The organism is Novosphingobium sp. MBES04 (assembly GCF_000813185.1).
GTDB classification, from domain to species: domain Bacteria; phylum Pseudomonadota; class Alphaproteobacteria; order Sphingomonadales; family Sphingomonadaceae; genus Novosphingobium; species Novosphingobium decolorationis.
Genome location: NZ_DF850489.1, coordinates 1,379,168 through 1,405,463 on the forward strand (window position 1 = coordinate 1,379,168; position 26,296 = coordinate 1,405,463).

Here is a 26,296-nt window from a genome sequence, read left to right on the forward strand (position 1 = left end):
TCAGCCCCCTCGCGGAGCCTGAAGCAACCATGGCATGCCAATCAACGAGTCCTGAGCCTCGCCATCAGCGCCGTCTAGCTCTGGAGTTATAAGAGGCGTTTCCTGCCCATCTTCCAGCCTCGGACCGGGATGCTTTACATCCCATGCCGCGAAAACAAATTGGTTAACAGCGACTCATGAGCCTCACTGTTAGCTAGGTCGGTTAACCGAAAATACTACTCCCAGAGGCAGATTATGACCGAAGATCACCTATTAGAATCTATCCAAACTGCCCTCAGAAAAACCAAATTTTCAAAAATGAGCAAATCAACAAATAGAAAGCCCCTTGGAAATCGCTTTTGACTTCCAAGGGGCTTCTTTTTAATGAGCCATGAAAGGCCTGTAGCCAGTCATGTCAGTCAGATATTACTGACCGAACGAGCCCCACCAGTAACCAGTAAGCATTGTATTTCCCCATGTGAACCGTCGCTATTGCTGCGACAGACACAGGGTTAACCGTTAGCTAACTCAAACTCAAGACTTTTTTAACCATGGAGCTTCAGCTGCCCCGCCGCGATCATCAGTGCCAGGTCAGCGAAGGGCACAGGCCGGCCGATGTGATAGCCCTGCACAATGTCACAGCCCTGCTGCTTGAGGATGTCGAGGCCGACTGCGGTCTCCACACCTTCTGCGACCACGGTGCGATCCAGCGAATGCGCCATTTCGATGATCGACTGCACGAGTACGAGATCATCCTTGTTGGTTTCCATGGAAGAAACAAACGAACGATCAATCTTGACCTCGCTCGCCGGGAGGTAGCGCAGGTAGTCCAGGGTCGCATTGCCCGTTCCGAAGTCATCAATCGAGAGACGCAGCCCCGACTGCACGAGCCGCTGCAGCATCTGATAGGTTCGTGAACTGCGGTCCAGCTTGTCCGTCTCGGTGATCTCGAGGATCAGGCGGTCGGCGGGCAGGCCATGCAGCGCCAGGATATCCGAAATCATCGTCGGCAGAATGGGATTGCGCAGCAGTTGTGCCGAAATGTTGACCGACATCGAGATGTCGAGGCCTTCCCGCATCATCTCGACCCCGCAGCGTACGGCGTCGTCGACCACGAACCGTGTAATGCGCTCGATCCGATGAAATTCCTCGGCGATGCGAATGAACTTCTCGGGCGAGATCGGACCACGCTCGGGATGGGTCCAGCGCACGAGCGCTTCGGCACCGCAGATCCGGTTCGAGCGAAGGTCGAACTTGGGCTGGTAGGCGACCCAGACCTCACCGTTGTCGATCGCGCGATCAAGCGAGGTCAGCAGCGAGATTTCCCACTGCGCTTCATGCTTGCGACTGTCGTGCTGGTAGACCAGTTCGTCATTGCGAATGGCCTCTTCCGCCGACTGCATGGCTCCGGCCACTCGGGTCGACATGGTGCGATCAAACTCGGAATCGACGCCGCAGTTGAAAGAGAGGTCGATATCGAGACCACCGACCTGGATGCCGTTCTGGACGATACGATGAAGCCCCTCCAGATTTTCGAAGAGATCGAAGGCATTGCGGATCGACGAGAGCCACATGAACATGCCCCCCTCGTGATAGACGGTCGCGGTATCGTCACTGATGCGAATGCGCCGGACGATCTCGCGGGCGACGTTGGCTTCCACATGCTCGGCAAAACTGCCGATGATCGCGCCATAGTTGCGGATCTTGAGGGCGACGAGAATCCGGTTTGACTTTTCGGACGAATTGCGGAGGGCCTGGACGCTCGGAAGGCCCGATCCCGCGTTGGTTTCGCTCGCGACTTCGACCCTGTCGAGACTGCGCATGCGCAGAACAGCTGTCAGGGCCACCACGAAGGCGGGCGCCACCTCCATTGAGACATGGACGTATTCCAGCATGAATGGAGCCGCGACGATGACCGTGAGAAGTGCGCCCGAACGTTTCCAGTCGAGCACACGGCCACGCCCGGTCCCGGTGACAATGATCGCAACCACGATCACCAGCGGCAGGAGCCACCCAAGATTGCGCGGAAGTCCCTGCTGCAAGGTTTCCCCCGCCAGAGCCTGGATATAGCCACCTGGAACGCTTCCGTTCTGGCCCGCAATCTTATGGATGTCGTTGTAGTTGGCGGCCGCGGCGAGAACGATGACATCCTTCCCCGTCACGTTCTCTCGGATGAAATCCCCACGCAGCACATCAATGTAGCTGATCTCGGGATAGGAACGGACATCAATCGATGTGTCCGGGGTAAAAAGGGTGCTGGTATCGCCTTCCACGCCTGCAAGGGCAGCCGACATGCTTGGGATCTGGCCGATCGGACTGTCCGAGGCGAACGGCATTTCAAACCCGATGTTGAACGGATGATGCAGCGTCAACAGCGAGACGACCTCGATGTGTTGCGCATAGGCGCTTGTCGGCACGCGCGCCGCGTAGTTGCCCGGCTTCTGGTCGGAACTAGGCAGGGCGCCGGTAAACACGCGTCCTGGATGCGCCTTCAGTTGCGCGATGAATGCGTCACGATCTTCCGGCCTCGCCTGCTCAGGAAGAAGGCGGGCGAAGAAAACCCGCTTCGCTCCAGCTCCGAAAAGCGTGCCCAAAAGCTTCGCATCATCCCCACGCGAGACGTCGAGACTGTCGAGCGCGCCAAGCGTTCGATCGTCCATCAGGACCATTACAGTCTGACCGTTGGAGGGATGCAACCGCAGCGGCACGCGCAGATTACGCAAGACGTCCTCGATCGGCACGCTGAGGCCGCTCACACCGAGCGCAAGCCCGGTGAACGTGGCCCAGAACACGATCCGGAACCGGGCACTCTTCCAGTACTGGCGAAGCCGCGCGATCATGTCAGGCGAAGTCCCCATTCAGGCGCCCTGAGGCAACAGGTGCCCAAGCATAGCCCGCAGCCACGCCGCGTTCGCGCAAAGTCACCTCGGATTTGCAACCAAAATTCGTCATCTACGTACCATCTGTGACGTTTTGTCCGACCCTCTTAGGGGCAACATCCTAAAAATATGTGTAGTTAATCTTAACTTTGCCGCACACCTTTGCAGAAAGCCGGAAACAGCCGAATTCAAGCCATTTCAGACCAATCCCAACGTGGTAAACGAGCGCTCAAGCATAAGCAGTTGCCAGAGCAACCGCGCGTGGTCGCTCCGGCCGGACACATGCTGCTCCACGAGATGCCCGAGATGGTGCTGGTCAAACCAGCCTGTGGCGGCGAGCCCCTTGCCATGTGCGATTTCCCGTGCCGCTTCCTGAAGCGGCCCCCGAAACCATTGCGCGATAGGCGTTACGAAACCCTGCTTGGGGCGATAGAGGATGTCCTCGGGAAGATGGCGCTGCATCGCCTGCTTCATCAGCCACTTGCCCTGACGTCCCCGCACCCGCAGGTTCTCCGGCAGGCAGGCGGCAAATTCGACGAGGCGATGATCGAGCAGCGGTTCGCGCGCCTCCAGACCGACCGCCATGCTCGTCCGGTCGATCTTGGTCAGGATATCGCCCGGTAGCCAGAACTTGAGATCGGCGTACTGGGCGCGGTCCAGCCCCGAGCGCGCCGGCGCCTTGCGCATCAGCGCCTCGAGCGGCTGCTCCGCGCGGTATTCGCCACGCAACCGCTGGAACTCCGGGGAATAAAGCCCCTCGCGGAGCTCCGGCGTGGTGTAGGCCAAGGCGCGTGCGTAGCCTTGCGCACTGTCGCCCGCCAGCGCCAACAGGGTGGACTTGGCCCGCAAGGGACGCGGCGCCCAGTCGGCCTTGGGATAGAGCGCGCCAAGCCTGCCGAACACCGCGGCGCGCATCGACGCGGGAAGCGCGCCGCGCACCCGATCTTCCGCACGCTGAAAGACATGGCGGCGATATCCTGCCAGCGCTTCGTCCGCGCCATCACCTGACAGGGCCACCGTGACATGCTCTCGAGCCAGCTGGCAGACGCGCCAGGTCGGAAGCGCCGAGGCATCGGCGAAGGGTTCATCGAACATGTCCGCCAAGGCCTCTACGGCCTCGAAATCGTCGGGGGAGACGCGCCGCGTGACATGGTCGGTACCAAAACGCTGGGCGATCTTCTGCGCGTAAGCGGTCTCGTCGAGCCCCGCGACATCAAAGCCTATCGAGCAGGTGCGCACAGGCTGCGCGCCCGCGTTCGCCATGAAGGCAACCACGCTCGAACTGTCGACGCCGCCGGACAGGAACGCTCCCAGGGGCACGTCGGCGACCATGCGCGAGCGGACCGCCTCCTGCAAAAGTGCGTGAAGTTCCTCTTCGAGCGCAGCCCGGCGCCCGGATCGACGCCCTGCAAAGCTCACGTCCCACCACTCGTTCGGCACCGGCAGCGGCTTGCCGTGGCGCAGGAGGAGGAAATGGCCGGCCGCCAGCTTGTGCACGTTTTTCAGGATCGCGCGGTGATCGGGCACGTAGCCCCAGGTCATGTAGTCCTCGACCGCCAGCGGATCCGCCTCGCGCCGCAACAGCGGATGGGCCAGCAGGGCCTTGAGTTCGGACCCGAAAATGACGCTGCCATCGCTCAAGGTGGCGTAGAACAGTGGTTTGACGCCCAAACGGTCGCGCGCGAGGAACAGGCTGCGTGCCTCCAGGTCATAGATCGCGAAGGCGAACATGCCCTGCAGATGCTGCAGGCAGTCCGTGCCCCAACGCTGCCAGGCCGCCAGGATCACCTCACTGTCGCCATCGGTGCGAAAATGGACGCCGCCGGCCGTCAGTTCGCGGCGCAGTTCGCGGAAATTGTATATTTCGCCGTTAAATACCAGAACCGCCCGGCCATCGCTCGAGGCCATCGGTTGGGGCGAGCCGGCCAGATCGATGATGGAAAGGCGGCGATGCCCAAGCCCTACCCCCGGCGCCGTCCAGACACCTTCGCCATCGGGGCCACGATGCGCCAGCGCATCGCACATGCCCGCCACCCGCGCCGGATCGACCGGCTTGGGTGTATCCAAATGATATATGCCCACAATTCCACACATGGCGGATGTGCCCTATCTCACCCCGGCCACGGCGTCCATCCAAAGGGACAGATCGCCGGTCGCCTCCAGGAAGTGACCGATCCTCTGCTGGGCCCTTTCGCCCTCCCCCTCTTCGGCGGAGAGGATGAGTGTGAGCGTGGGCTGCGCCCGCAGCACGAGTTGATCCTCGATGACGGCAAGTTTGAGCCGGGCATTGCTCCCCGAAAGGAGATCTCCATTGCGGTACCAGGTCATCGCCAGACGTTCGAGCTGGCCATGCGCGACCAGACGTTCGCCGTGACCGCCCTGGGGAGCGGCCGCCGGTTCCGACCAGGCCCAGGGGCTATCGGGCATCACCGCGCCTTGCCCGAAGCCGCCGGCCTCACGGCCTTCGCCCTGGCCCGAATAGAGCGCGATGAAAACATCGACGGTCCTGCCCTTCCCGTCCGCATAACGTCCCAGCAGGCGGTGATCCGCCCCTTGCGCGCGCGGCTCCCACCAGACTTCAGGCGTATAATCAACACGGTGCCAGCCTGGGACTTCGGGCAAGGCGATCTGGGCTGGCAGGGGCGCGGCCAGCCGGTCTCCACTCCAGGCCCAGACTTTCACCCCCATGAGCAGACCACACAAGGCCAATACGGCCATGAGGCTCCTGCCGCGTCCGATCGCTTCCAGCTTCGCCAGGACAGGGCTGCGCGCGAGTTCTTCGAGGTCGACCATCGGGGCCTCCAACGGCCGATCGAAGAAGCGCCAGGCCCCGGCAATGACAAGCCCCAGAACCACGGCGAAGAATATCCAGCCATAGACGATGTGATCGAAGCCCGCGGCCACCTCTATCCCCACCTGCTGGGCGGCGTAGATCGTCCCCCAGGCGCGCAGCCCGTTCGCCAGGATCGGCACGACCACACATGCGGCCAGCAAGACAAGGCGCCGCCCCCAGCGCACGAAGCAGACGTTGGCGGCAAGGACGCCAAAGGCCACCATCGCGATCAGGAACTTCACGCCCGAGCAGGCCTCGGCCACCTTGAAGAGGCCAGCCGGTGTGTCAATGAAGACCCCTTCGATCACGGCGGGAATACCGCTCGCGCGGGTCAGCGCAATGGTGATCTCGGCCGTGACCATCTGGAGCGGCTTCACCAGTTCCTCCCCGAAGCACCATGAACACGAGATAGAAGAGCGGAAAGCACAGGGCCATGGTCACGCGCGGCCCGAGCAGCAGGGGGACGCAGGCTCCGAGCAAAGCAACGACGCCCGCCTGGCGCGCGAGGTCCAGCCCCGACACGCCGCCCAGCAACCACACGAATGCCGCGCCTGCGGCCAGGACCAGGCCCGGCCACCAGGCGGCGGGTGCCAGGCGCGCCAGCTGGCTACGGCGCTGCCAGACAAGCCATACCTCGACCGGCGGGATCAGCAGCATGTGGTTGTAGGTCGAGATGTCCCACCACTGGCGAGCCATGGCGCCCCAATCGCTCGCAAATCCGACCAGTAGCACAAGCCAGGCGGCAACCAGTGTCATCAGCGGTGTGCGCCATGGGCCCGGAATGCGCGCGCGCAGATCGCGCAAGGCCGTGGGGAATGCAGCGCTAGGCATCGCAGCCCCCCACGCACAGACCTTCAAGACCGGAAACTGCCGCATCCCAACTGGCGTGCTGGCAGACCCAGGCGCGCGCCGCCATGCCCATCTCCCGCCGGATGTCTGCATGGGTGGCGAAGTGGACGATGACCGCGGCAAGGTCCTCGTCGGTATCCCCGACGCGAAAATCCACCCCATCGCGCGCGGCAATGCCGGTTGCCGCGCCCGATGTCAGGACCACCGGGCGCGCCATCGCCATCGCTTCCAGCACCTTGTTCTGAACACCGCGCGCGATGGATAGCGGCACGAGCGCCATGTCCGCCGCTTGCAGGAAGGGGCGGACGTCGGGAACGCGGCCCCAGACCGTGACGCCCTCTTCCCGCCCCAGCGCCTGCACCTCACGCGTGGGATTACGGCCCACGATGTGGAGACTTGCCTGCGGGAAATGCTCCTGCACACGCGGCAGGATCTGGTGCGTGGCGCGCTCGACCGCGGCGATGTTGGGGGCGTAATCCATCTGCCCGGTAAACACGAGACGCGGGAAGCCTGCTGCGCGCATCCCGGGCTCGGGCTCCACCACGTCCGGCGCGAAGGTCTGTGCATCGATCCCGTTGCCCATGGACGCTACGCGCGCGGATGGCTGTGGCAAACGTGTCCGCAAAAACTCGGCCTCGGCTTCGCTGACTAGCAGCGTGGCGTCACTGCGCGCGGCAATTCGCGCCTCTTCGGCCGCGAGGAGACGGGCTTCACGCCTCTCCATCCATCGGCGCAGCCCCCTGTGATCCTTCGCATAGGCTTCGAACTTGGCCGAATCGACATCGACAAGATCGGTCACCACGCGTCCGGCAAAGCTCTCCGGGACATAATGCGCCATCTGGCCGGAGAAGATGAAGATGACCGCGATATTCGCGTGGGCCAGGACCCGATCGACATAGGCGGCGAGGCGCGGATCGTGAAACGCGCGCAGACTGACCGGAACGCCAAGCGCCAGTGCTTCCAGCGCCGCGCGCGGCACGCTCTTGGTGCGGGGCAGAAGGCAATGGCTTGCGGCAAGGGTGGCCAGTTCCTTCTCGTGGTCCCAATCGGCCGGATCGTCGGCAAAGGTGGCAACATGAACGGGGGCAAGCCGCGCCAGCGCTTTCAGCACATGGTGCGAGCGGATCTTGTCCCCGCGGTCGGGCGGAAACGGCAGTCGATGGGCCAGGAAAAGGATCTCGCCGCGCATCGTGCCTACCCGATCCCGCGCGCAATCAGAGGGCCGAGGCGATTGGCAATGCCCAGCGGCAGGCGCTGCCAAAGCCTCACCTGCAGCGCCCGCTTCGCGCTTTGCGGGTTCATATCGCGCATCGCCGCTCCCGGTGCGGTCCAGCTGGCGTAGGTCAACGCGCGGGGCTCGAAGCCCCAGTTGCGCTTGTAGTTGTAGGCGCCGCTGTGGGTCTTGGAACGACCGAAGTCGAAGCTGTGCATCCCCTTGCGCCGGGCGTGGAGCATGAGTTCGAAATACATGCGTTCGTTCGCCCGAAGCCGCCGTGCCGCCCAGGTCCCGCCGCCCCAGTACGGCATGACGGTGCCCTTGTGATAAAGGCTCAGCACGCTGGCCACCGCCTGCCCCTCATGGCGCACAGTCAGGATGTCCGCGTCCTCGCCAAAGGCCCGGAGCACGGCACCCAGCAGCTTTCGCGGGAAAACCGGCGTGCCCAGGTTGCGATAGCTTTCGCAAAAGACGCGGTAATGCTCGGCCAGCGCGTCCTCGCCGCGACCTGCGTGGACCTCCAGATCGGCCGAGAGGCTCTTGCGCACCTCAGCACGCTGCTTGCGCGGGATCGCCGTTAGCTCCGCCTCGTCGTCCGGGGCGAGAGGGCGCGCAAAGGTGCAATGGGAGCCGTCCTGAAGCGCCCAGCCTCCTCCAGCTTGGGGAAGCAGACCTCCGCGCAGTTCCACCGTTGGACAGGAATAGCGTCCCGCCAGTTCGCGCACGGCATCGAAGAACGCCTGCGGGTCTACCCCATCCTGAACCAGAAGCCCGCCGTCCACCGCAAAACCGCTTGAGGCCAGCACCCGTCCAAAGATCGGCGAGGAGATGCAGTCGAGTGGAAGAAGGCCCGAGAGCGCGCCCGCCCGCTCGGCCACCAGCGCCAGCGCCGCGTTGCCTGTTGCCTCGGCCACCGAGCAGAACCAGGCCGGACGATGAAAGGGTGTGCCGAGTGGATGGGCCAGCACGAAGTCGTCGATACGGGCACGTTCGTTCCGGTCAGACAGGTCCGCCAGACGCACGTGCGTGCCGACCGGGGCAAAAGGCGCGTTCACGCCGCCAGCCTCACGGCGCGCCGACGCTCGGCATCGGCCAGGACGTCCATCCGCCCCCAGCGGAACTCGGCCGTCAAGCGCTGCAGCTTGACCGCCATACGGTGGAGGTTCGTGTAGTGGCGCAGCCGCGAGCGCAGCGGGGCCCCCTCGACGCGGGGCTGGTCGGGATCGATCTCCCAAGGGTGGAAGTAGAAGACCGCCGGACGCCCCTCGGCGTTGACCTTGCGGATCGCCCAGCGCGTGAAGGCATAGGGAAGAACACGGAAGAACCCGCCTCCACCGGCCGCAAGCCGCCTTGCACCGACCTCGGCCGTCGTCACGGGGATCTCGACAAGGTCGCTTCCCGCCAGTGGGTGGAAGGCAAAGCGCGGCGCCTCGCGCCAGCCATAGTGATCGTGCACCACGGGCGCCACGCTCGAACTATAGGCATATCCGGCCTCGGCCAGAACCTCGTAGGCCCAGGGGGTGCGCGCATCGATGGAGAAGCTGGGCGCACGGTACCCCTGTACGGACGTGCCGCTCACATCCTCCAGGACCTTGCGACTGCGCGCAAGATCTTCGCGGAAAGCCTCTGCTCCCAGACGGAACACCCGTTCGTGCGCCCAGCCGTGGCTGGCGATCTCATGTCCGGCCTCGGCGATCCGGCGCATCATGGCCGGCGCGCGCTCGGCGATCCAGCCCAGCGTGAAGAAGGTTCCGGTCACGCCTGCCTCGGCAAACAGTTCAAGCACGGCCTCGCAGTTGCGCTCCACCCGCAAGCAGGCGATCCCAGTCGCTGCGCGCGATCACGTTCTCGAACGCGCCAACCTGGAACCAGTCCTCGACGTCGACCGAGAGGCCGTTGATCATGGCCTTTGGCCCGACCGCGCTCATGCCGCGCTGCGCTGGTCTCCGCCGCCCTCGACCCATTCGATCAGCATGGTCAGGACATGGCGCAAGGTCCGCTCCTGTTCGTCGAGCCGGGCTTCCAGCGCCGCCGTTCGCTCATGCGCTTCGGCAAGCTGCGCCTCGAGATTACGCACGAGTTCCGCCGAAGGATCCTCCGCCTCAAGGGCCTGGGCTTCATGGGCTTCGGCCTTGTTGGCGAGCTCGACGACCGCCTGCTGCAGCTCACAGATCTGGGCGTCACGATCCGCCAGCGCACTTTCGATCAGGGCAATGGCGGCGGGCGCGTCGATCCCCGCGTGGCTCGTCCTTGCCGCACTTTTCCCATCGTCGTCCGACGCAAATGCAGCCTCGTGCGCGATCGCGACCGAGGCGGGCACCCCGTTGTCGAGCGAATGGTCGGGATGGTGATGCGCGGTTCGGGCATCTTCGCCCTCATGGCCATGGCCGATGGTGCCGTCGTGCTTCATCTCGTCCAGCACCTGCGTGAGCATGGCGCTGTCGATCCGCGTGCGCTGCTCGACCGATCCGAGCAGCAGGAGGCGGTTGGCGACCTGGTTGATCCGGCGCGGAACGCCCCCCGTCGCCTCGTAGATGCCGGAAAAGACGCGCTGATCGAAGCTGGGATTGCCATCCCATCCCACGCAGGTGAGGCGATGTTCGATGTAGGCCTGGACTTCCTTGGGCTGCATCGCGGTCAGATGGTGGGTTGCGATCACACGCTGGCGCAGCTGCTCCAGCCGGTCGCTTTCCATCAGCGTGGTGCGAAATTCGGGCTGGCCCAGAAGCAGCGTCTGGAGCAGCGGATGTGCCCCCAGCTGGAAGTTCGAGAGCATCCGCAGCTCTTCAAGCGCGGTGATCGAGAGGTTCTGCGCCTCATCCACGATCAGCAGCGAACGGCGCCCCGCACGCGCTTCCTCGTGGAGGAAGGCCTCGATGGCGCCAAGCGCGGAAGCCTTGTCGTGCCCGTCGACCTCGACCCCGAAGGCCCGGGCGACGACATGGACGATCTCTTCGCCATCAAGCGCGCTGGTCACCACGTTGGCCGCGGTCATCCGGCCCGGATCGATCGTGGCCATGAGGTAGGCGACCAGCGTCGACTTGCCCGAGCCGACCTCACCGGTGATGGCCACGAAGCCCTCCCCTTGCGCGAGGCCATACCCCAGGTAGGACAGCGCCTTGCGGTGCGTCACGCTCTCGAAATAGAACGCCGGGTCGGGCGTCAGCTGGAAGGGTCTGGCTTCGAGCCCGTAGAAATCATCGAACATCGTGAACTCCTCCCTCGAAGTCAGAAGTTGTAGCGAAGGCCAGCAAGGCCTGTCAGCGACCAGTAGTCGCGCACCGTGTCGAGGTCGTAGCTCGAACCATCGACGGACACGGCCAGAGAACCGCGCAGGCGCGGCGTGATCATGTGGTAATAGGAAGCGGCCAGACCATAGGTCGTGACATCGCCGAAGGTGGTGTCGGTCGACGTGATCCAGTTGACATAGCCGTTGGTCGACCAGCCCGCGTTGCGGCCCAATGGACCCGACAGGTAGAGCGAGGCCCAGGTGTTTTCATCAATCATGCCATCGGCGCTGGCAAGGATGGTCCCCTGCGCGGCGATGTACTTGCGCCGGTCGTAGCCAAGCCCGATCCCTGCGCTCAGGCGGCCGATCTGCATGGTGTAGCTGGCCGCGATACCGCGCGCGCGGAAGGCCGAAGCGCGCAGCGCGCCCAGAACGCCGGGAAGGCAGTTGCTGCCCTCCAGCGAATTGACGCAGCCCACCAGATCGCCTGTCACCGGATCGCGCACCGCCTCGAAATCCGTCGGAAGGTCGTTGAGCGCGCGGTTGATCTGTCCGCCGAAGCCAGCCAGGTTGTCGTAGACCGAGACGCTGAGCGTCTTGCGGTCATCGGGCGAGTAGGCAAGTTGGCCACCGAAGGTCGTGGAGCCGTAACGGCGCCCCACATGTGCCGAGAACGACGTGCGTCGGCTTGGCCGCCACATCACGGCGACGTCCCACAGGATGCCCGAGACATCGTAGGACAACTGACGCGGTGAGCTCTTGTCGGTCACGTACTGCCCGTCGCGCCCGATCACGGGCCGATCCTCGGCATCATAAACCACGTCGCGGTTCGAAATCTCGACATCCTCGTACCCGATGGCGCCGACGACCTGTACGGTCCGGCTCACCGGCAAGGTTACCATCGCGCGCGCCTGCATGTCGCGCACGCGCTGGTCGAGAACGGAGATATCCTCCTGGTAGGCGCTCCCGGTTACGGCAAGGCCGACAGGAAGCACCGTGCCCGGCTTGACACCCGCCTGAAGCTCGACGGACTGCACCACGCTCTCCTCGCTGCGCGTGACACGCTCGCCGTCCGGAGCCGGCAGGAAGGCGTTGCCCTGCTCCACCCGCGAATAGCCCGCGCGGTAGCTGCCCTGAAGATCCACCGCGCCCGCGCGCGTGGCAAGGGTCGGTCCAGCGTAGACCGAGTAGACCGTGCGCCGGTCGTCCCCGCCCAGGTAGCGCGCCGATCCACCCGAGAAGCTCGATTGCGTGGCAAGACCGCCTGCCTCAAGCGTGAGGCCCGGCGTCACTGTCGCATAGCCGCGCGCGACACCGCTCAGGATATCGCTGTCGCGCGCATCCCCCCAACCGATCTGGCGGGCATAGCGCGCGGACAACGAAAGCCCGGTGCGCCGCCCCTGCAGCCCGGCGTCGACCCCGACTGCGGCCTGGGTATAGGTCAGGACGTCGCTGCCCGGCGAAAGCTGGGCGCTGACGATCTGATCGAGTTCGATGTAGGGGCGGATGTCCACGCGGCGTCCGCCCGTGGCCTTCTCGCCCTGCGCGCCGCCCGAAGCACCATTGCCCGAGGTGGCTGCGGGACCGGCTGCGTCCTCACCGCCAAGCCCGCCATAGCCCATGGTCTGCGCGGCGGCGCTGCCGGGATGGATCCCGGACACACAGGCAAGGGCGAGCCCCAGGCCTGCATAGGTCAGAAGGGAATGGCCGCGCATCAATCCTTGTATCCATAATAGGACCCGAAGCGGCGGCCGCTCGGGCTGAATTGCGCGCCGTTCAGAAGGAGCTGCACGTTCGGGCAGCCATCGAGCAGCTTGATCGCATCGTCAAGAGCCCCCTGCCCGGTCCGGTCCGCCCGCACGATGACGATCGCCTGTCCGACATGCTTGGCCAGCTCGGCAGCGGGCGAGGCGGCCAGCGCGGGCGGCGAATCGAAGATGACGATGCGCTGCGGGGCGCCTTGCGTCAGGCGGTCGAGCACACGCTTCGTGCGCGAGCTCGACAGGTACTCGCTGTCGGTGTTGGTGTCCTCGCCCGCAGGCAGGACCCACAGACCCGGAACATCGGTGCCGAGCACGCAGTCGGCCACATCGAGCGTCTCGTCCATCAGCGCGTCCATCAGGCCGCGCCCACCGGGCAGGCCCAGCATCGAGAGAACCGAGGGCTTGGCGAAATCGGCATCGACGAGGAGCACCTCGCTCTCTTTCTCCGCCGCGATGGAAAGCGCAAGATTGAGGGCGCAATAGGTCTTGCCCTCCCCCGGATGGGGCGAACTGATGAGCACGCGCTGCGCGGCGGGCCCCGCCTTCTTGCGACGCAGTTCGGCCGCCTGGGGCAGCACCTGCCGCTTGACGATGCGGAACTCTTCGAGAAGCGCGGTCACCGCCCCCTCGGGCACGATCAGGCCATGCTCGGCCAGGCGATCACGGTCGATGGGGTGGCGTGTCCCGGAAAAGACCACCGGCTCCTCGACGACTTCCGGGACCGGCTCCACCGGAGCCGCCGCGACGGGTGTCGGATCGGCGGGCGCAGGTGCAAAGTCACTCGCCCGGCGGCGGGGTTGCGGCGCGGCGCTGGCAGGCGGGGATGCAGCCGGTTCCGGCTCTCCGGCCGGCTTGGCCGCGTTGTCGTTGCGCACGATCCGGCGCGTCTTGCCGCTCGCCGCCGCCTTGGCCGCAACATCGGCGGGAAGCGGATCGGGGCGCGCGATGAAGCTACCGAAATCGAAGCGGCGCGCGGCACGCTCGATCAGCGAGGGGCTCTCGCCTTCGGGCTTGCCAGACGGATCGGTCGGCGTGTCGGCCACGTCGGGCGTCGTGTCGTCGGCGGGGATCTTGTCCGGTTCGCTCATCTTGCCTTCCCCGCTCATGCGACCATGCCCCGCTGGACGAATTCCACCACGAGCAGCACGACGAGAAGACCGCCGAGCGCCGCCGTCGCGCCATAGAAATACTTGAGCCGGCGCCGCCGCAGCGCGCGCGCGCCCTCGGTCAGGTTTTGCGAGATCGCGCCCAGCACGGGAAGGCCCGTGGCGCGTTCCAGACCGGCGGTAGTGGCAAAGACCGAACGCACCTTGCTCAGCGCGAAGGCCGCCGCGCAGCCGCCGCCAAGGCCTACGACCAGCACGCCGATCAGCAGCACCGGACGGTTGGGCGCGACCGGCGCACGCGGGGTCGTGGGCGGATCGACGACCTCGAACTTCACCGCCTCGCGCTCGGTCTTCACCTCCCCGCGAATGCGCAGTTCCTCACGGTCCTGCAGGAGCTTGTCGTATTGCTGGCGCAGCACGTCATAGTCACGCGCGATGCGGTTGGCCTCCGCCGCGAGTTCAGGGTTGGCAATGGCGTTCGCGGTCATCGTGGCGACGTCGGACTGCAACGCGGCCTTGCGCGCGATCAGCGCCTGGACGTTGGCCATGCGTTCGGCACGGATCGAGACCAGCGAGGCGTAGGCCGGGTTGGGCATGCCCGCGCCGCTGTCGCTCTCGGCAGCCGCCGCGCCCTTCAGCGCGTTGACCTGGTTGCGCGCGGCAATGACGTCGGGATGGTTCTCGGTAAGGCCGCGCCCCCGCATCGAGGCCAGGTCGGACTGGGCCTTCGCCAGCGCCGCGCTGGCCGAGCCGGCGCTGCCACCCGGCATCGTGCGCGGCGTGCTCGCGATCTGGCCGTTGATGGCGGCCTGCGCGCTCTGCGCGGCGGCAAGATCAGCCTCGACCCCGCGCAATTCCGAACGGGCGGATTCCAGCCGCTGACTGTTGAGCGCGCCGCCCTGCGCGAGTTCGGGATGCTGCGCCTCGAACGTGGAGCGCTTGTTCTCGGCCGCTTCCAGTTCGCTCTCGCGCTGCTTGAGCTGCTGGTTGAGGAACTGCAGGCTCTCGGCCATCTCGCCGCGATTTCCCGAAAGGTTCTCCTCGCGGAAGATGTCGATCAGCTTCTGCGCGACATTCTGGGCCAGCTTCGCGTTCTCGGCATCGGAGAACGACCCGTTGCTGGCCGTCGCCCGGATCTCGAAGAGGTTGTCCTGCTGCGCGACGACCGAGACGTTCTTGCCCAGCGCCAGGACCGCCGCCTCCATCGCCTTGGGATCCTCGATGGTGTCCCCCAGACGCGTTGCGCGCACCACCTTTTCCAGGTTCACCGCGCTCGTCAGCGTCTGGCGGATACGCTCGATGTCGCGCTTCTTGTCGGCCACGCCGATGCCCACCTGTTCGGCCAGGGCATCGTCCAACTGGATGAAGATACGGGCACGCGATTCGTACGAGTTGGGGATCAGGGCCACGGCCAGCCAACCCACCAGGCAGATCGCCCAGGCGCAGGCGAGCGCGATCCAGCGCCGGTGCCAGACGCTGTGCATCGCTGCGAGCAGTTCTTCATACAGCGTGTTCATGGCTGCGCCCTGACCTTCAGAACATGCTCTCGGGGATGATGATGACATCGCCCGGCGAGAGCATCACGTTGGCCTTGCTGTCCCCTTCCTTGAGGAGGTCGGAGAGACGCAGCTTGTATTCCTTCTGCTTGCCGCTGGTCTTGTCGAAGCGGATCAGGCGCGCGCGGTTGCCCGCCGCATACTCCGACAGTCCGCCCACCGCGATCATCGCGTCAAGCAACGTCATGTTCGCACGATAGGGGATCGAGGCCGGCTTCTCGGTCGCGCCAACCACGCGGATCTGCTGGCTGAACGTGCCCGAGAAGCTGTTGACGATCACCGAGACGAGCGGGTCCTCGATATACTGCGAGAGCTGCAGGCGGATGTCCTCGGCCAGCATCGCAGGTGTCTTGCCCACGGCGGGCATGTCGGTGATGAGCGGCGTGGTGATGCGCCCGTCCGGCCGCACCTGGACCTTGGCGCCGAGTTCCGGATTACGCCACACGAAGACAGTCAGATCGTCGAGCGGGCCGATGATGTACTCCTCGCCCGGCCCTTCCTGCATCGCCACGAACGTCGCTGGCGGCAGTTCGAGCGCGCTGGTCGTGGCGCAGCCCGACAGCGCAAGGCTGGCCAGTGCGCATCCGGACACGAGTGTGGCAAGGCGATCAAACCGCATGACTTCTTCCCTCTGACCCCGTTCGTCCTTCCCGCACATCACGTTCGCGCACAGGTTAAGGCTCGGGCAAATTCCACCCTGCCCTATGGCCAGAAAGGGTGAACATTGCGTTAGCCTTACGCACTAACTCTAGCCCCAGTCCCGGAATGGGACAATGCCCCATTCCTTCCTGCAATCGTTGTCAGACAAGCCGTTCCAAGGCAGGGCCCTGCCCCAGGAACGAGGCCGGGCTCGCGCTTGCACCATAGGCACCCGCGCAGAACACCGCGACGAGATCGCCAACGTCCGCGCGCGGGAAACCGGCCTTTTCCGCGAGCTTGTCGAGCGGCGTGCACAGGCACCCGACGATCGAGACCTCCTCCTCGACCGGCGCGCCAAAGCGCGTGGCAAGGGCAACCGGGTAGTTGCGCCGCACCACCGTCCCGAAGTTGCCCGAGGCGGCCAACTGGTGGTGCAACCCGCCATCGGTCACGAGAAAAGTTTCACCATGGCTCATTTTTCGGTCGAGCACCCGGGTGAGATAGACCCCGGCCTCCCCCACCAGGTAGCGACCAAGCTCCATGCAGAAGCGCGTGTCCTGCAGGATCTCCGGGAGCCGCTCGAAACGCTGCGCCAGCGCACCGCCGACAGCCTCCAGGTCCACCGGAGTGTCCGGGCCGAAATAGGGAATGCCAAGTCCGCCGCCCAGATTGCAGTGGGGGGGCGCTTTGCCCGCCTCCTGGGCCAGCCGCGCAGCGAGATCGAGCGTCTGACCCTGCGTTTCGGCAATCGCACTGGCATCCAGCGCCTGGCTGCCCGCGAATATGTGGAAGCCGCGCCAGTCCGCATCGGCGTCCAGCAGGCGGCGCACCAGCGCCGGAACCCGCTCCGCATCGATGCCGAAGGGCTTGGCGCCGCCGCCCATCTTCATGCCTGAGCCCTTGAGGTCGAAGTCCGGATTGACGCGCACGGCCAGACGCGGACGCAGGCCCAGCTTCTGGCCAAGGGCGAGCGCGCGGGTCGCTTCGCCCTCGGACTCCAGGTTGAGCGTGACACCGTGGACAATGGCCGCTTCCAGCTCGCGGTCACGCTTGCCGGGCCCGGCGAAACTGATCTCCCCGCCCGCAACGCCGCAGGAAAGCAGTTCGCGCAGTTCGCCGCCCGAGGCGATGTCGAAGCCATCGACCAGCCCGTGCATCAGCGAAAGCACAGGACCGAAAGGATTGGCCTTCACCGCATAGTGCAGTGCGAGGCGTTTAGGCATGGCCGCGCGCAGCTGGGCGATGCGCGCGCGGATACGCTCTGCGCTGTAGAGGAAAAGTGGCGTATCCCCCGCCTCCTCGACCCAATGCGTCACGGGCCGTCCAGCGACGCCAAGCACGCCGTCGATGGCCTCGAACCCTGCGGGAATGGGACCGAGCGGCTTCATGCCGGCACCTCGCCGATCAGGCTCGCGCGGATCTCGGCGGCAAGGCCTGCCCGGTCAATCTTGCCATTGGGGCCCGTGGGCAGGGCGCTGCGCCAGTGAATGGCCTTGGGCTGCATGAAATTGGGAAGTTCCTTCATCAGCGCGCGCGGCAGGCGCGCCTGTGCCTCGGGCTCGTCGATGGCGGCCCTGACGACGAGGTGGACCGCCTGCCCCAGCCGCGCATCGGGAACCCCCAGCGCGACCGCCTCGGCGACAAGACCGCTGGCGAGCGCCGCATCCTCGACTTCCTGCGGGCTGATGCGGTTGCCCGCGCTCTTGATCATCGCATCGCGCCTTCCCACGAAATAGAGGAAGCCCTGCGCGTCGCGCCGCACCCGGTCGCCCGACCACACCGCGATGCCGCCGGTGTGCGAGGCCGACGGGGCCGGTCGGTAACGCTCGGCGGTGCGCGCCGGGTCCTGCCAGTAGCCCTGCCCCACCAGCGGACCGCAATGGACAAGCTCGCCCTCCTCGTCGTCCGCCGCGATCTCGCCGGCATCGTTGATGACCAGGATCTCGGCATGGGGTACAGCCTTGCCCATCGAGGTGGGACGCTCCTCGATCAACGCCGGATCGAGATAGGTCGAACGAAACGCCTCGGTCAGGCCGTACATCGCGTAAAGGCGCGCCTCGGGAAAAAGCGCGCGCAGACGGGCCACGAGGTCCGGGGTCAGTGCCCCGCCGCTGTTGGTCAGGCGGCGCAAGTGCGCCGCCGTCTCGGCGGGCCAGTCAAGCTCGCACACCTGCACCCAAAGCGGGGGAACGGCGGCCAGTGTCGTGATCCGGTGGCGCTCCACCGCCTTCACCAGATCGCGGGGCAGAAGATAGTCGAGCGGGACGACGCAGCCCCCGGCCAACCAGGTCGAAAAAAGCTGGTTCTGACCGTAATCGAAGGCCAGCGGCAACACGGCAAGCGTGCGATCCTGCGCACTGAGCTGCGTGTACTGCGCCACACTCTCGGCCCCCAGCCACAGGTTTGCATGGCTCAGCATCACGCCCTTGGGTCGTCCGGTCGAGCCGCTGGTGTAAAGAATGGCGGCCAGATCGGCCGTGTCCGCAGCCGAGGGCGGCAGAGGCTCCTCCATCTGCGCGGCCTGCGCCAGCGCGTTGGCCTCTTCGATGCAGCGGCAGCCCTCGGGCACGTCGCCTTCCTGGAGGCTCGCCAGACGGCTTGGCGTGCCCAGCAGCAGCGCGGCGCCACTGTCAGCGAGAATATGCGCCACCTGTGCGTGTTTCAAAAGCGGGTTCACCGGCACATGGACCAGCCCGGCCCGCGCGGCGGCAAGCGGCATGAGGCAGGCCAGCTCACCCTTCGCCGCCCAGGTTGCGACCCGCGCGCCCGGCTCGGGGACCTCGCGCGCGAGCCAGGCGGCCAGACGCCCCACACGCAATCTTAAGGTCTTGTAGTCCAGCACCGTTTCGCGCAGCACTAGGGCCTGCGCGGACGCCTCCCCCATCTCGATGACATGGTCGACAGGGCGTGCCGGGACCGGCAACGGGGGAGAGAGCGTGGAACGCATGGCGATGGAATTGACCCGCAAATCATGAACATTTCGGTTAGCGCCTCGATCTACCACCAGCCGCTGCGCGAAGTCCAACCCGGCACACGCCTCGATACCCTGCTTTGTGAGGAGGCGCGCGCGCCCTTCGACCGGCTGTGGTGGTGGCAGGCGCTCGAGCGCCATTGCGGCCTTTCCGGCACGCTCCACGGCGCCCGCAGCGAGGCCGGCGAGGCGCTGCTGGCCCTGCACGAGGCCGCGCCGGGGCACCTGGTCGCGCTAGCCAACTGGTACACGTTCCGGTTTCGCCCGATCGTGCGCGGTGATCCGGCGCTGTTGGCTCCTCTCGCCAAGGCGCTCAAACCCCTCGCCCGCCGGATCACGCTCGACAAGGTCCCGGACGAGGATGGGAGCGCCCACGCCCTTGTCCAGGCCTTTCGCGCGGCCGGATGGTGGGTGTTCTGCGAGCCGTGCGACACCAACCACGTGCTCGAGGTGCGCGGGCGCGATTTCGCAACCTACCACGCGACGCTTCCCGGCCCCTTGCGCACGACCCTCACGCGCAAGAGCGGCAAGGTGCGCGCGCAAGTCCTCACGCATTTCGCCGCCGACGCCTGGGCGCAATACGAAGCGATCTACGCCCAAAGCTGGAAGGGCGAGGAAGGCTCCCCCGCCTTCCTGCGCGCCTTTGCCGAGGCCGAAGGGGCCGCCGGGCGCCTGCGCCTGGGCCTTGCCCATGACGCATCGGACCCGACGGGGCCCGCCATCGCGGCACAGCTGTGGAGCCTTGAGGGCGATACCGCCTTCATCCACAAGCTCGCCCATCGCGAGAGTGCCCGCGCGCTGTCGCCCGGTTCTGTCCTCACCGCCGCGCTTCTTCGCCACGCGCTCGACACTGACAAGGTGGACCTTGTCGACTTCGGGACCAGCAATGATGCCTACAAGCGCGACTGGATGAACGCCGAGCGCCCACGCTATCGCATCGAGGCATTCCGCCCCGGCGCGCTTGCCAATGTGCCCCATCTGGCGCGCCGCCTAGCCGCGCATTACCTTGCCGCACGCCTCCCGCGCGGCTAGAGGCGCGCGGGAGATAGATATGCCTGTTTTCGAGAGGGCCATGGCAGACACCACCGACCAGACCTTGCGCGCGATCCTCACCGACGTGCTCGGCCTCGCACCTGAACAGACCGCCGCCTTCAAGGCCGACACCGGCCTTTTCGGGCATCTTCCCGAACTCGATTCGATGGCCGTCGCGGGCCTCCTCACCGAGATCGAGGACCGCTTCGACATCCTGATCGAAGATGAGGACATCGACGGCGAGATGCTCGAGACGTACGGCGCGCTGCTCGCCTTCGTCTCGGCCAAGACCGCGCAAGGCTGACGGGACCGGACGGGCGCACATGGACTATATTCCCTGGCCCGATCCGACATTTCCGAGAGAGCCTGCCCACGCGCTCGCCTTCGAAGGCGCGGGACCCTGTCGCCTGCTGATCGTCCCGGCACTCTTCGATGAGGGCAACCGCCTTCGCCGCCTGACGGTCGAGGTCCAGCGCCGCCTTTCGACCCGCCACACGGTCGCGAGCGTCCTGCCCGACCTTCCCGGCTGCAACGAAAGCCTGGCCCGGCTGGAGGCGCAGGACCTTGCAAGCTGGTGCGGGGCCATGGAGGCCTGCGCGGCGCACATCGGCGCAACGCACGTCCTTACCCTTCGCGGCGGCGCGCTGGCCGCGCCTTGCGCCCTCCCTGCGCTCCACTACGCCCCGGTCAAAGGCGCTGCGATCCTGCGCCAGATGCTGCGCGCGCGCCTCGTTTCCGCACAAGAGGCGCGCCGCACCGAAACACGCGCGGCCCTGGAAGAGCTGGCCCACGCCGAGGGACTTGATCTCAACGGCTATCGCATCGGCGCGCGCCTTTTCAGCGACCTTAAACAGGCCGAGCCGCGCGGCGACGCGCAAGACCTCCCCCAATCGCAGATCGGCGGGGCGGGGCTCTGGCTGCGCGCCGAACCCGGTGAAAGCCCGGAGCAGGCCGACACGCTTGCGCGCGCTGTCGCCGAGTGGGTGGAACGGACCGCCAAGCCATGACCCGGCGGCCCATCCTGTTCCCCTGCGCAGAGCAGCGCCTTGCCGGAACGCTCGACCTCGCGGATGGCACCACCGCGCTCCTGATCGTGAGCGGCGGCAACGAGACGCGCGCCGGGGCCTGGGACGGGCAGGCCGCGCTTGCTGCCCGGATTGCTGAGGCGGGCTATCCCGTCCTGCGCTTCGACCGGCGCGGCGTGGGCGATAGCGAGGGAGCCAACGGCGGGTTTCGCACGAGTGGCCCGGACATCAAGGCCGCACTCCAGGCCCTGCGCAGGCAGTGCCCGCAGGTTGTCCGCATCGTTGCCTTCGGCAATTGCGATGGGGCCGCCGCGCTCATGCTGACGCGCGGGCTAGGGTGCGACGCGCTCGTCCTTTCCAATCCCTGGACCAGCGAGGGTGGGGAAGAGGCCGCGCACTCGCCCGAGGCGACCCGCGCGCACTACCGCGGACGCCTGACCGATCCCGCCGCGATCCGGCGCCTGCTGTCGGGCAAGGTCCGCCTGGGAGGCCTTGTCCGAAGCCTCATCGCCGCGCTTCGACCTGCGCCTGCCGTTAGGGGCCTTGTCGGCGAACTGGCGACCGGGATTGCGACCTTTCACGGGCCGATCCGCTTCCTCGTCGCCGAGCGGGACCGAACCGGGCAGACTTTCCTTGGCCGCTGGAACAAGGCTGACCCGCGCATCCATCGCTGTCCGGGTGCCTCGCACAGCTACGTCGAGCCCCACGCGCAGGACTGGCTTGTTGCGCAGATCCTGGAAGCTTTACGCGAAACGGGCCGGAGCACGGGATAATTCCCGCACTCCGGCCCGCTTTCAGTTCGCTCTCGTGAGGGCGCGCAGCGGCGTCCGGCCGATCAGCCCTGAACGGTCTCGGTCACGCCCGCGAATTCCTTCTCGGCAAGGTACCGCTCGGCATCGAGCGCAGCCTGGCAGCCCATGCCCGCCGCGGTAATGGCCTGGCGGTAGGTGTGGTCACAGACGTCACCTGCCGCGAAGACGCCCGCCACGTCGGTCTTGGGGGTGCCGGGGGTCACGAGCAGGTAGCCGGTATCGTCCATCGCCAGCTTGCCCTTGAACAGCTCGGTCGCCGGCGCGTGACCAATGGCGACGAATGCCCCGTCGGCCTCGAACTCGCTGGCATCGCCGGTCACCGTATCGGTGAGCGCGAGCGCGCGCAGTTCGCCGTTGTCACCGGCGAGGAACTCGTCGACCTTCTTGTTCCACAGGACCGAGACCTTGGGGTTCGCTTCCAGGCGGTCCTGCAGGATCTTCTCGCAGCGCAGCGAATCGCGGCGGTGGATCAGGGTCACGTTGTCCGAGTGGTTGGTGAGGTAGAGCGCCTCTTCCACGGCCGTGTTGCCGCCGCCGATCACCACGACCTTCTTGCCACGATAGAAGAAGCCGTCGCAGGTCGCGCAGGCCGAGACGCCCTTGCCCGACAGCGCCTGCTCCCCCGGAACACCCAGCCACTTGGCCTGCGCGCCGGTGCAGATCACCAGGGTATCGCCCTCGTAAGTGTCACCACCGTCGCCGGTCGCCACGAACGTCGGGCCCGAGAGGTCCACGTCGGTGATCGTGTCCCACATCATGCGCGTGCCGACGTGCTCGGCCTGGGCCTGCATTTCCTGCATCAGCCAGGGGCCCTGGATCACTTCGCGAAAGCCCGGATAGTTTTCCACATCGGTGGTGATGGTGAGCTGGCCGCCGGGCTGAAGGCCCTGCACCACGATCGGCTCCATGCCCGCGCGCGCGCCATAGATCGCGGCGGAAAGGCCGGCGGGCCCCGAACCGATAATGAGCATGCGGGTCTTGTGATTGGTTGCCATCGGGCGGTCTCCGGAGAAATGCGGGAATCGGGCGAATATCGAGCGGGGGAAATAGGAACTTTCCGGCCCATTTGCCAAGTCAGGCGGGGAAAGGATTTCGTGGCCTGCCTAAATCGGCGCTTGCCCGCCCCTTCCCGGCGCGCAGGCGCGCGTCAGGGAGTTGACCTTCCTGCAGGGCCGGGCCACCTCTGCTTCATGGACTCCCAGCTTGGCCCGACTTCCAACCGTTTCGTCTCGCAGCGCCTGCGCCTGAATTACGTGGAATGGGGCAATCCCGACGCGCCCCCGCTGATCCTGCAGCACGGCGGACGCGACCATTGCCGCAGCTGGGACTGGGTGGCCGAGGAATTGCGCCGGGACTGGCACGTGATCTGCCCCGACCTGCGCGGACATGGCGACAGCGACTGGTCGCGCGAGGGGCATTACGGGATGGACGCCTTCGTTTTCGACATGGCGCAACTTGTTCACACGCTGGGTTATCCGCAGGTCAGTATCGTGGGCCATTCGCTGGGCGGTGCCATCGCGACACGCTTTGCCGCGCTCTATCCCGAGCGCGTTGCAAAGCTCGTCGCCATCGAAGGGCTGCGACCTGTGGAGGGCCCCTGCCGTGATCGGGAGCGGCAATCGCCCGCTGACCGGCTGCGCACCTGGATTTCCAGCAAGCGTGAGGCTGCCGGGCACCCGGCGCGCCGCTACACGACCCGCCGCGCGGCCTTTGAACGCATGTTGGCCGCCAACCCGTTCCTGAGCGAGGCGCAGGCGCGCCACCTCAGCATCCATGGCGCCAGCCGCAACGAAGACGGCAGCTGGAGCTGGAAGTTCGATCCCTATGTGCGGATTTCACAAACCATCGATGTCACCACCCCAGAACTTCACGCCCTGTGGGGTGAGATCACGTGTCCGGTGCTGCTGATGGCTGGGCTCAAAAGCTTTGCGCAGAGCCCAGCCAATGACGGGCGCATGAACCTGTTTCGCAAGGCCCGGCTGATCGAGTACGAAGAGGCCGGGCACTGGGTCCATCACGACCAGCTCAGCCGCTTCGTCGCAGATGTGCGGGCATTCCTACAGGACTGATATCCGGCAGGCCGGTTTGGCAGCGGTGCAAGGACGCCCTGCCTTTCGGCCCCGAGTAGCCAGCCTCGCCAGCGCGAGGGATGCGTCTGGGCAGCCCGCACACGATGGCCCTCGGACCTATTTTTCGGAGATTTGCTCTGAAGCGCCCGTACCGTCGGCATCCCCGGCCACGGCCGAGCCGCCAAACGGCAGCGCAAAGGCGGCAATCGCCAACCCAAGCCCGAACAGCACCGCCGGAATGACGGCCGCTGCCGCACGCGAGCGCGGCACCTCCTCCTCGCGCGCCTTATGCCGCACACGAACAGAGTGCCGCACGCGGACGGAGGTTTCAGACACGTGGGTGCGATCAGGGGCCATGGAGCAGTAACGCGCAGGCGGCCCCGCGCGTTCCCGCCCGGCGCGGTCCCGATCAGTGGAGGAGGTAGAAGCCCAATGCCGCCCAGCACGCCAGACTGAGCACGAAGCCCGCGATCAGCCCGCGCGGATCGTGCTCACCGGCACGGTTCTCCAGACGCTGCATGGCATAGACCTGGCGCGATCCGGAATCGAACATGATTCTATTCTTGTTTGCGACCTGCACGGTGACATCCCCAAATAGTGGTCAGCATCTTGCATTCTGCGAAACCGACCGCGTTTACTCCAAACATCCGAGTGCACTTCTTAGTGTCATCCCGAATGGCCCTTCGACGCCTTGATCTATAACAAGATTGCAGCACTTTTTCCAGATCGAATGCGCGGCAACCCAAAAATACCGCGAGCTGGCGCATCTAGGGAATATTCGTTCGCAAACCTAAAATTTGCTGACATCAAAGCGTAACAATATCCAGTTGTCCAACATGCATGTGCGCACTGCAGCAAGGCGCAACCCTGCACGGATTCGAGCCATTGGCGATGCTAGTCCCCCGGCCTTGCGGCGGAGCACAATTTGCGGCTGTTTTCGTGCCGCAGAGCAGCAAATGCGGCGAACACAGGTCGCACGCGGTTTGCCCGGAACCGAATCAACGGCGCTCCGGGCAAACATGTGTCAAACGATTCGGCAGGTCATGGCCGGAAGAGACAGGTCTGTGTGCCGTTCCGGTCAAGCAAGGGGCGCGGACGTGCCGCTCAGGCGGAGAGGTGCGCCGCGTGCCAGGCGACGTGCTCGCCCAAAAACGTCGAGATGAAGTAGTAGGAGTGGTCGTAGCCCTCCTGCATGCGGATCGTGGCCGCCATGCCAGCGGCCTCGCAGGCCTCGACAAGGAGCTGGGTCTTGAGCTGCTCTTCGAGGAAGCCGTCGGCCGTCCCCTGGTCGACCAGCAGGTGCGGTGCACGCGCGCCATCGGCAATGAGCGCGCAGGCGTCGTATTCACGCCAGTCCGTCCGGTCCGCGCCGATGTACCCGGTCAGGGCCTTCTCGCCCCAGGGGCATGCCAGTGGCGAAACGATCGGTGAGAACGCGCTGATCGAACGGAACCGCTCGGGGTTGCGCAGGCCGATGGTCAAGGCGCCGTGGCCGCCCATCGAATGCCCGGTAATGGCCTGGCGCGCCATGTCGGCGGGAAAGGCCTCGCCGATCAGCGCGGGCAGTTCGCTTTCGATGTAGGAACGCATGCGGAAGTTGGCCTTCCAGGGCTCCTGCGTCGCATCGACGTAGAAGCCCGCGCCCTTTCCGAAATCGTAGGTGTCCTCATCGGGCACGTCCTCGCCCCGGGGCGAGGTATCGGGCGCGACGAAGATGATCCCGTGCCGGGCACAGGCTTCGCGAAACTCCCCCTTTTCGGTGACGTTCGCGTGGGTGCAGGTGAGCCCCGAGAGGTACCACAGCACCGGCAGCTTCGCGCCTTCGGCGTGGTCGGGCACGAAGACCGAGAAGGTCATGTCGGTGCCGGTCTGGGCCGAGCGGTGCGTGTAGACGCCTTGCGTGCCGCCGTGGCTGCGGGTGGTGGATACCGTCTCGAGGCTCATGTTCTGCTGGTCCTTACGCTGCCACGTGCCAGAGGCAGATCTTGTTGTTGTCCGGGTCGCGCAGGTACGCGCCGTAGCTGCCCGGGAACGCGGCGCGCGGCCCCGGTTCGCCATCGCAGGTGCCCCCGGCCGCAAGACCCGCCTTGTAGGCTGCGTCCACCGCCTCGGGGCTCGCGGCTTTCAGGCCGATCGTGCCGCCGTTGGCGAAGGTCGCGGCCTCACCGTTGGCGGGCACGCCGACGATGAAGTTGGCCGTTCCATCGGAATACACGTAGGCCGCGCCGTCCTTGATCCCGAAGCCTTCCTTGAGACCATAGGCCCCGAAGACGGCGTCGTAGAAGGTCTTGGCGGCAGCGGCATCGTTGGTGCCGACGAAAATGTGGCTGAACATCGT

At 65.9% G+C, this 26,296-nt stretch carries 23 protein-coding genes and 1 pseudogene; 5 read left to right on the top strand and 19 right to left on the bottom strand.

Annotated features, from left to right (window positions below):
- Positions 1 to 524 precede the first annotated feature (524 nt).
- The 14 genes and pseudogenes from MBENS4_RS19935 to MBENS4_RS19995 form a co-directional block, all read right to left on the bottom strand.
- The gene (locus MBENS4_RS19935; RefSeq protein WP_242405025.1) at positions 525 to 2,720 is read right to left on the bottom strand and encodes an EAL domain-containing protein; all 2,196 of its coding nucleotides are present in this window, start codon (positions 2,718 to 2,720) and stop codon (positions 525 to 527) included.
- Between the two features lie 336 nt (positions 2,721 to 3,056).
- Positions 3,057 to 4,952 (bottom strand): XrtA/PEP-CTERM system amidotransferase, encoded by a 1,896-nt coding sequence (locus MBENS4_RS19940; protein ID WP_039393983.1) that lies wholly within the window; start codon positions 4,950 to 4,952, stop codon positions 3,057 to 3,059.
- Positions 4,953 to 4,964: 12 nt separating this feature from the next.
- Positions 4,965 to 6,068 carry an exosortase C-terminal domain/associated protein EpsI gene (locus MBENS4_RS27250; RefSeq protein ID WP_255352686.1) on the bottom strand — a complete coding sequence of 368 codons (1,104 nt, stop codon included), beginning with the start codon at positions 6,066 to 6,068 and terminating at the stop codon, positions 4,965 to 4,967.
- The gene (locus tag MBENS4_RS27255; protein WP_255352687.1) at positions 5,977 to 6,522 is read right to left on the bottom strand and encodes an archaeosortase/exosortase family protein; all 546 of its coding nucleotides are present in this window, start codon (positions 6,520 to 6,522) and stop codon (positions 5,977 to 5,979) included. The genes MBENS4_RS27250 and MBENS4_RS27255 overlap by 92 nt, the downstream gene beginning before the upstream one ends.
- Positions 6,515 to 7,729: a TIGR03087 family PEP-CTERM/XrtA system glycosyltransferase gene (locus MBENS4_RS19950; RefSeq protein ID WP_039393990.1), complete on the bottom strand. Its 1,215-nt coding sequence runs from the start codon at positions 7,727 to 7,729 to the stop codon at positions 6,515 to 6,517. Before MBENS4_RS19950 ends, MBENS4_RS27255 begins: the two co-directional genes overlap by 8 nt.
- Before the next feature lie 5 nt (positions 7,730 to 7,734).
- Positions 7,735 to 8,811: a FemAB family XrtA/PEP-CTERM system-associated protein gene (locus MBENS4_RS19955; RefSeq protein WP_039393994.1), complete on the bottom strand. Its 1,077-nt coding sequence runs from the start codon at positions 8,809 to 8,811 to the stop codon at positions 7,735 to 7,737.
- Positions 8,808 to 9,684 (bottom strand): annotated as a pseudogene (locus tag MBENS4_RS19960) (XrtA system polysaccharide deacetylase). Before MBENS4_RS19960 ends, MBENS4_RS19955 begins: the two are co-directional and overlap by 4 nt.
- Positions 9,681 to 10,964, bottom strand: a complete 1,284-nt coding sequence (locus tag MBENS4_RS19965) for an XrtA/PEP-CTERM system-associated ATPase (protein ID WP_039393998.1) — start codon at positions 10,962 to 10,964, stop codon at positions 9,681 to 9,683. The pseudogene MBENS4_RS19960 and the gene MBENS4_RS19965 overlap by 4 nt, the downstream one beginning before the upstream one ends.
- A 20-nt stretch (positions 10,965 to 10,984) precedes the next feature.
- Entirely contained in the window at positions 10,985 to 12,700 is a 1,716-nt protein-coding gene (locus MBENS4_RS19970; protein WP_052322563.1) for a hypothetical protein, read from the bottom strand.
- On the bottom strand, positions 12,700 to 13,836 hold the full coding sequence (locus tag MBENS4_RS19975) for a capsular biosynthesis protein (RefSeq protein ID WP_445321530.1): 1,137 nt from the start codon (positions 13,834 to 13,836) through the stop codon (positions 12,700 to 12,702). Before MBENS4_RS19975 ends, MBENS4_RS19970 begins: the two co-directional genes overlap by 1 nt.
- A gap of 14 nt (positions 13,837 to 13,850) precedes the next feature.
- Positions 13,851 to 15,371, bottom strand: a complete 1,521-nt coding sequence (locus tag MBENS4_RS19980) for an XrtA system polysaccharide chain length determinant (protein ID WP_039394001.1) — start codon at positions 15,369 to 15,371, stop codon at positions 13,851 to 13,853.
- 16 nt (positions 15,372 to 15,387) lie between these two features.
- Positions 15,388 to 16,029: an XrtA/PEP-CTERM system exopolysaccharide export protein gene (locus MBENS4_RS19985; protein WP_039394004.1), complete on the bottom strand. Its 642-nt coding sequence runs from the start codon at positions 16,027 to 16,029 to the stop codon at positions 15,388 to 15,390.
- Positions 16,030 to 16,210: 181 nt separating this feature from the next.
- The gene (locus MBENS4_RS19990; protein WP_039394007.1) at positions 16,211 to 17,437 is read right to left on the bottom strand and encodes a pyridoxal-dependent decarboxylase, exosortase A system-associated; all 1,227 of its coding nucleotides are present in this window, start codon (positions 17,435 to 17,437) and stop codon (positions 16,211 to 16,213) included.
- A complete protein-coding gene (locus MBENS4_RS19995; RefSeq protein ID WP_052322670.1) occupies positions 17,434 to 18,996 on the bottom strand; it encodes an acyl-CoA ligase (AMP-forming), exosortase A system-associated in 1,563 nt (520 codons plus the stop codon). Before MBENS4_RS19995 ends, MBENS4_RS19990 begins: the two co-directional genes overlap by 4 nt.
- Before the next feature lie 24 nt (positions 18,997 to 19,020).
- Here MBENS4_RS19995 and MBENS4_RS20000 point away from each other — a divergent pair, with 24 nt between their 5' ends.
- Genes MBENS4_RS20000 through MBENS4_RS20015 form a run of 4 tightly spaced genes read left to right on the top strand, consistent with a single transcriptional unit; the run spans position 19,021 to position 21,850 of the window.
- The gene (locus MBENS4_RS20000) at positions 19,021 to 20,052 is read left to right on the top strand and encodes a GNAT family N-acetyltransferase (protein ID WP_039394012.1); all 1,032 of its coding nucleotides are present in this window, start codon (positions 19,021 to 19,023) and stop codon (positions 20,050 to 20,052) included.
- 40 nt (positions 20,053 to 20,092) lie between these two features.
- A complete protein-coding gene (locus tag MBENS4_RS20005) occupies positions 20,093 to 20,356 on the top strand; it encodes an acyl carrier protein (RefSeq protein WP_039394015.1) in 264 nt (87 codons plus the stop codon).
- Between the two features lie 19 nt (positions 20,357 to 20,375).
- Positions 20,376 to 21,059: a hypothetical protein gene (locus tag MBENS4_RS20010; RefSeq protein WP_039394017.1), complete on the top strand. Its 684-nt coding sequence runs from the start codon at positions 20,376 to 20,378 to the stop codon at positions 21,057 to 21,059.
- Complete coding sequence (locus MBENS4_RS20015; RefSeq protein WP_039394021.1) at positions 21,056 to 21,850, top strand: hydrolase 1, exosortase A system-associated; 795 nt, start codon at positions 21,056 to 21,058, stop codon at positions 21,848 to 21,850. The genes MBENS4_RS20010 and MBENS4_RS20015 overlap by 4 nt, the downstream gene beginning before the upstream one ends.
- A 62-nt stretch (positions 21,851 to 21,912) precedes the next feature.
- Here MBENS4_RS20015 and trxB read toward each other — a convergent pair whose 3' ends face one another.
- Complete coding sequence (gene trxB, locus MBENS4_RS20020) at positions 21,913 to 22,884, bottom strand: thioredoxin-disulfide reductase (RefSeq protein WP_039394024.1); 972 nt, start codon at positions 22,882 to 22,884, stop codon at positions 21,913 to 21,915.
- A gap of 195 nt (positions 22,885 to 23,079) precedes the next feature.
- Between trxB and MBENS4_RS20025 the strand changes: the two genes are divergently transcribed.
- Entirely contained in the window at positions 23,080 to 23,958 is an 879-nt protein-coding gene (locus MBENS4_RS20025; RefSeq protein ID WP_039394026.1) for an alpha/beta fold hydrolase, read from the top strand.
- Between the two features lie 117 nt (positions 23,959 to 24,075).
- Here the strand turns inward: MBENS4_RS20025 and MBENS4_RS25565 are convergent, their stop codons facing one another.
- From MBENS4_RS25565 to MBENS4_RS20035, 4 genes are all read right to left on the bottom strand, one after another.
- Positions 24,076 to 24,294, bottom strand: coding sequence for a hypothetical protein (locus MBENS4_RS25565; protein WP_144401015.1), 219 nt, complete (start codon positions 24,292 to 24,294; stop codon positions 24,076 to 24,078).
- Between the two features lie 73 nt (positions 24,295 to 24,367).
- Positions 24,368 to 24,511, bottom strand: a complete 144-nt coding sequence (locus MBENS4_RS25960) for a hypothetical protein (RefSeq protein ID WP_159108108.1) — start codon at positions 24,509 to 24,511, stop codon at positions 24,368 to 24,370.
- A gap of 551 nt (positions 24,512 to 25,062) precedes the next feature.
- On the bottom strand, positions 25,063 to 25,902 hold the full coding sequence (gene fghA, locus MBENS4_RS20030) for an S-formylglutathione hydrolase (protein WP_039394028.1): 840 nt from the start codon (positions 25,900 to 25,902) through the stop codon (positions 25,063 to 25,065).
- A gap of 13 nt (positions 25,903 to 25,915) precedes the next feature.
- Positions 25,916 to 26,293, bottom strand: coding sequence for a VOC family protein (locus tag MBENS4_RS20035; protein WP_039394031.1), 378 nt, complete (start codon positions 26,291 to 26,293; stop codon positions 25,916 to 25,918).
- Positions 26,294 to 26,296: the final 3 nt, after the last annotated feature.

Excerpts from the sequence above, each read along its gene's own strand:
- MBENS4_RS19940 (WP_039393983.1), bottom strand. The coding sequence starts at position 4,952 with ATGTGTGGAATTGTGGGCATATATCATTTGGATACACCCAAGCCGGTC.
- MBENS4_RS27255 (WP_255352687.1), bottom strand. The coding sequence starts at position 6,522 with ATGCCTAGCGCTGCATTCCCCACGGCCTTGCGCGATCTGCGCGCGCGC.
- MBENS4_RS19950 (WP_039393990.1), bottom strand. The coding sequence starts at position 7,729 with ATGCGCGGCGAGATCCTTTTCCTGGCCCATCGACTGCCGTTTCCGCCC.
- MBENS4_RS19965 (WP_039393998.1), bottom strand. The coding sequence starts at position 10,964 with ATGTTCGATGATTTCTACGGGCTCGAAGCCAGACCCTTCCAGCTGACG.
- MBENS4_RS19970 (WP_052322563.1), bottom strand. The coding sequence starts at position 12,700 with ATGCGCGGCCATTCCCTTCTGACCTATGCAGGCCTGGGGCTCGCCCTT.
- MBENS4_RS19975 (WP_445321530.1), bottom strand. The coding sequence starts at position 13,836 with ATGAGCGAACCGGACAAGATCCCCGCCGACGACACGACGCCCGACGTG.
- MBENS4_RS19980 (WP_039394001.1), bottom strand. The coding sequence starts at position 15,371 with ATGAACACGCTGTATGAAGAACTGCTCGCAGCGATGCACAGCGTCTGG.
- MBENS4_RS19985 (WP_039394004.1), bottom strand. The coding sequence starts at position 16,029 with ATGCGGTTTGATCGCCTTGCCACACTCGTGTCCGGATGCGCACTGGCC.
- MBENS4_RS19990 (WP_039394007.1), bottom strand. The coding sequence starts at position 17,437 with ATGAAGCCGCTCGGTCCCATTCCCGCAGGGTTCGAGGCCATCGACGGC.
- MBENS4_RS19995 (WP_052322670.1), bottom strand. The coding sequence starts at position 18,996 with ATGCGTTCCACGCTCTCTCCCCCGTTGCCGGTCCCGGCACGCCCTGTC.
- MBENS4_RS20000 (WP_039394012.1), top strand. The coding sequence starts at position 19,021 with ATGAACATTTCGGTTAGCGCCTCGATCTACCACCAGCCGCTGCGCGAA.
- MBENS4_RS20005 (WP_039394015.1), top strand. The coding sequence starts at position 20,093 with ATGGCAGACACCACCGACCAGACCTTGCGCGCGATCCTCACCGACGTG.
- MBENS4_RS20010 (WP_039394017.1), top strand. The coding sequence starts at position 20,376 with ATGGACTATATTCCCTGGCCCGATCCGACATTTCCGAGAGAGCCTGCC.
- MBENS4_RS20015 (WP_039394021.1), top strand. The coding sequence starts at position 21,056 with ATGACCCGGCGGCCCATCCTGTTCCCCTGCGCAGAGCAGCGCCTTGCC.
- trxB (WP_039394024.1), bottom strand. The coding sequence starts at position 22,884 with ATGGCAACCAATCACAAGACCCGCATGCTCATTATCGGTTCGGGGCCC.
- MBENS4_RS20025 (WP_039394026.1), top strand. The coding sequence starts at position 23,080 with ATGGACTCCCAGCTTGGCCCGACTTCCAACCGTTTCGTCTCGCAGCGC.
- MBENS4_RS25960 (WP_159108108.1), bottom strand. The coding sequence starts at position 24,511 with ATGTTCGATTCCGGATCGCGCCAGGTCTATGCCATGCAGCGTCTGGAG.
- fghA (WP_039394028.1), bottom strand. The coding sequence starts at position 25,902 with ATGAGCCTCGAGACGGTATCCACCACCCGCAGCCACGGCGGCACGCAA.
- MBENS4_RS20035 (WP_039394031.1), bottom strand. The coding sequence starts at position 26,293 with ATGTTCAGCCACATTTTCGTCGGCACCAACGATGCCGCTGCCGCCAAG.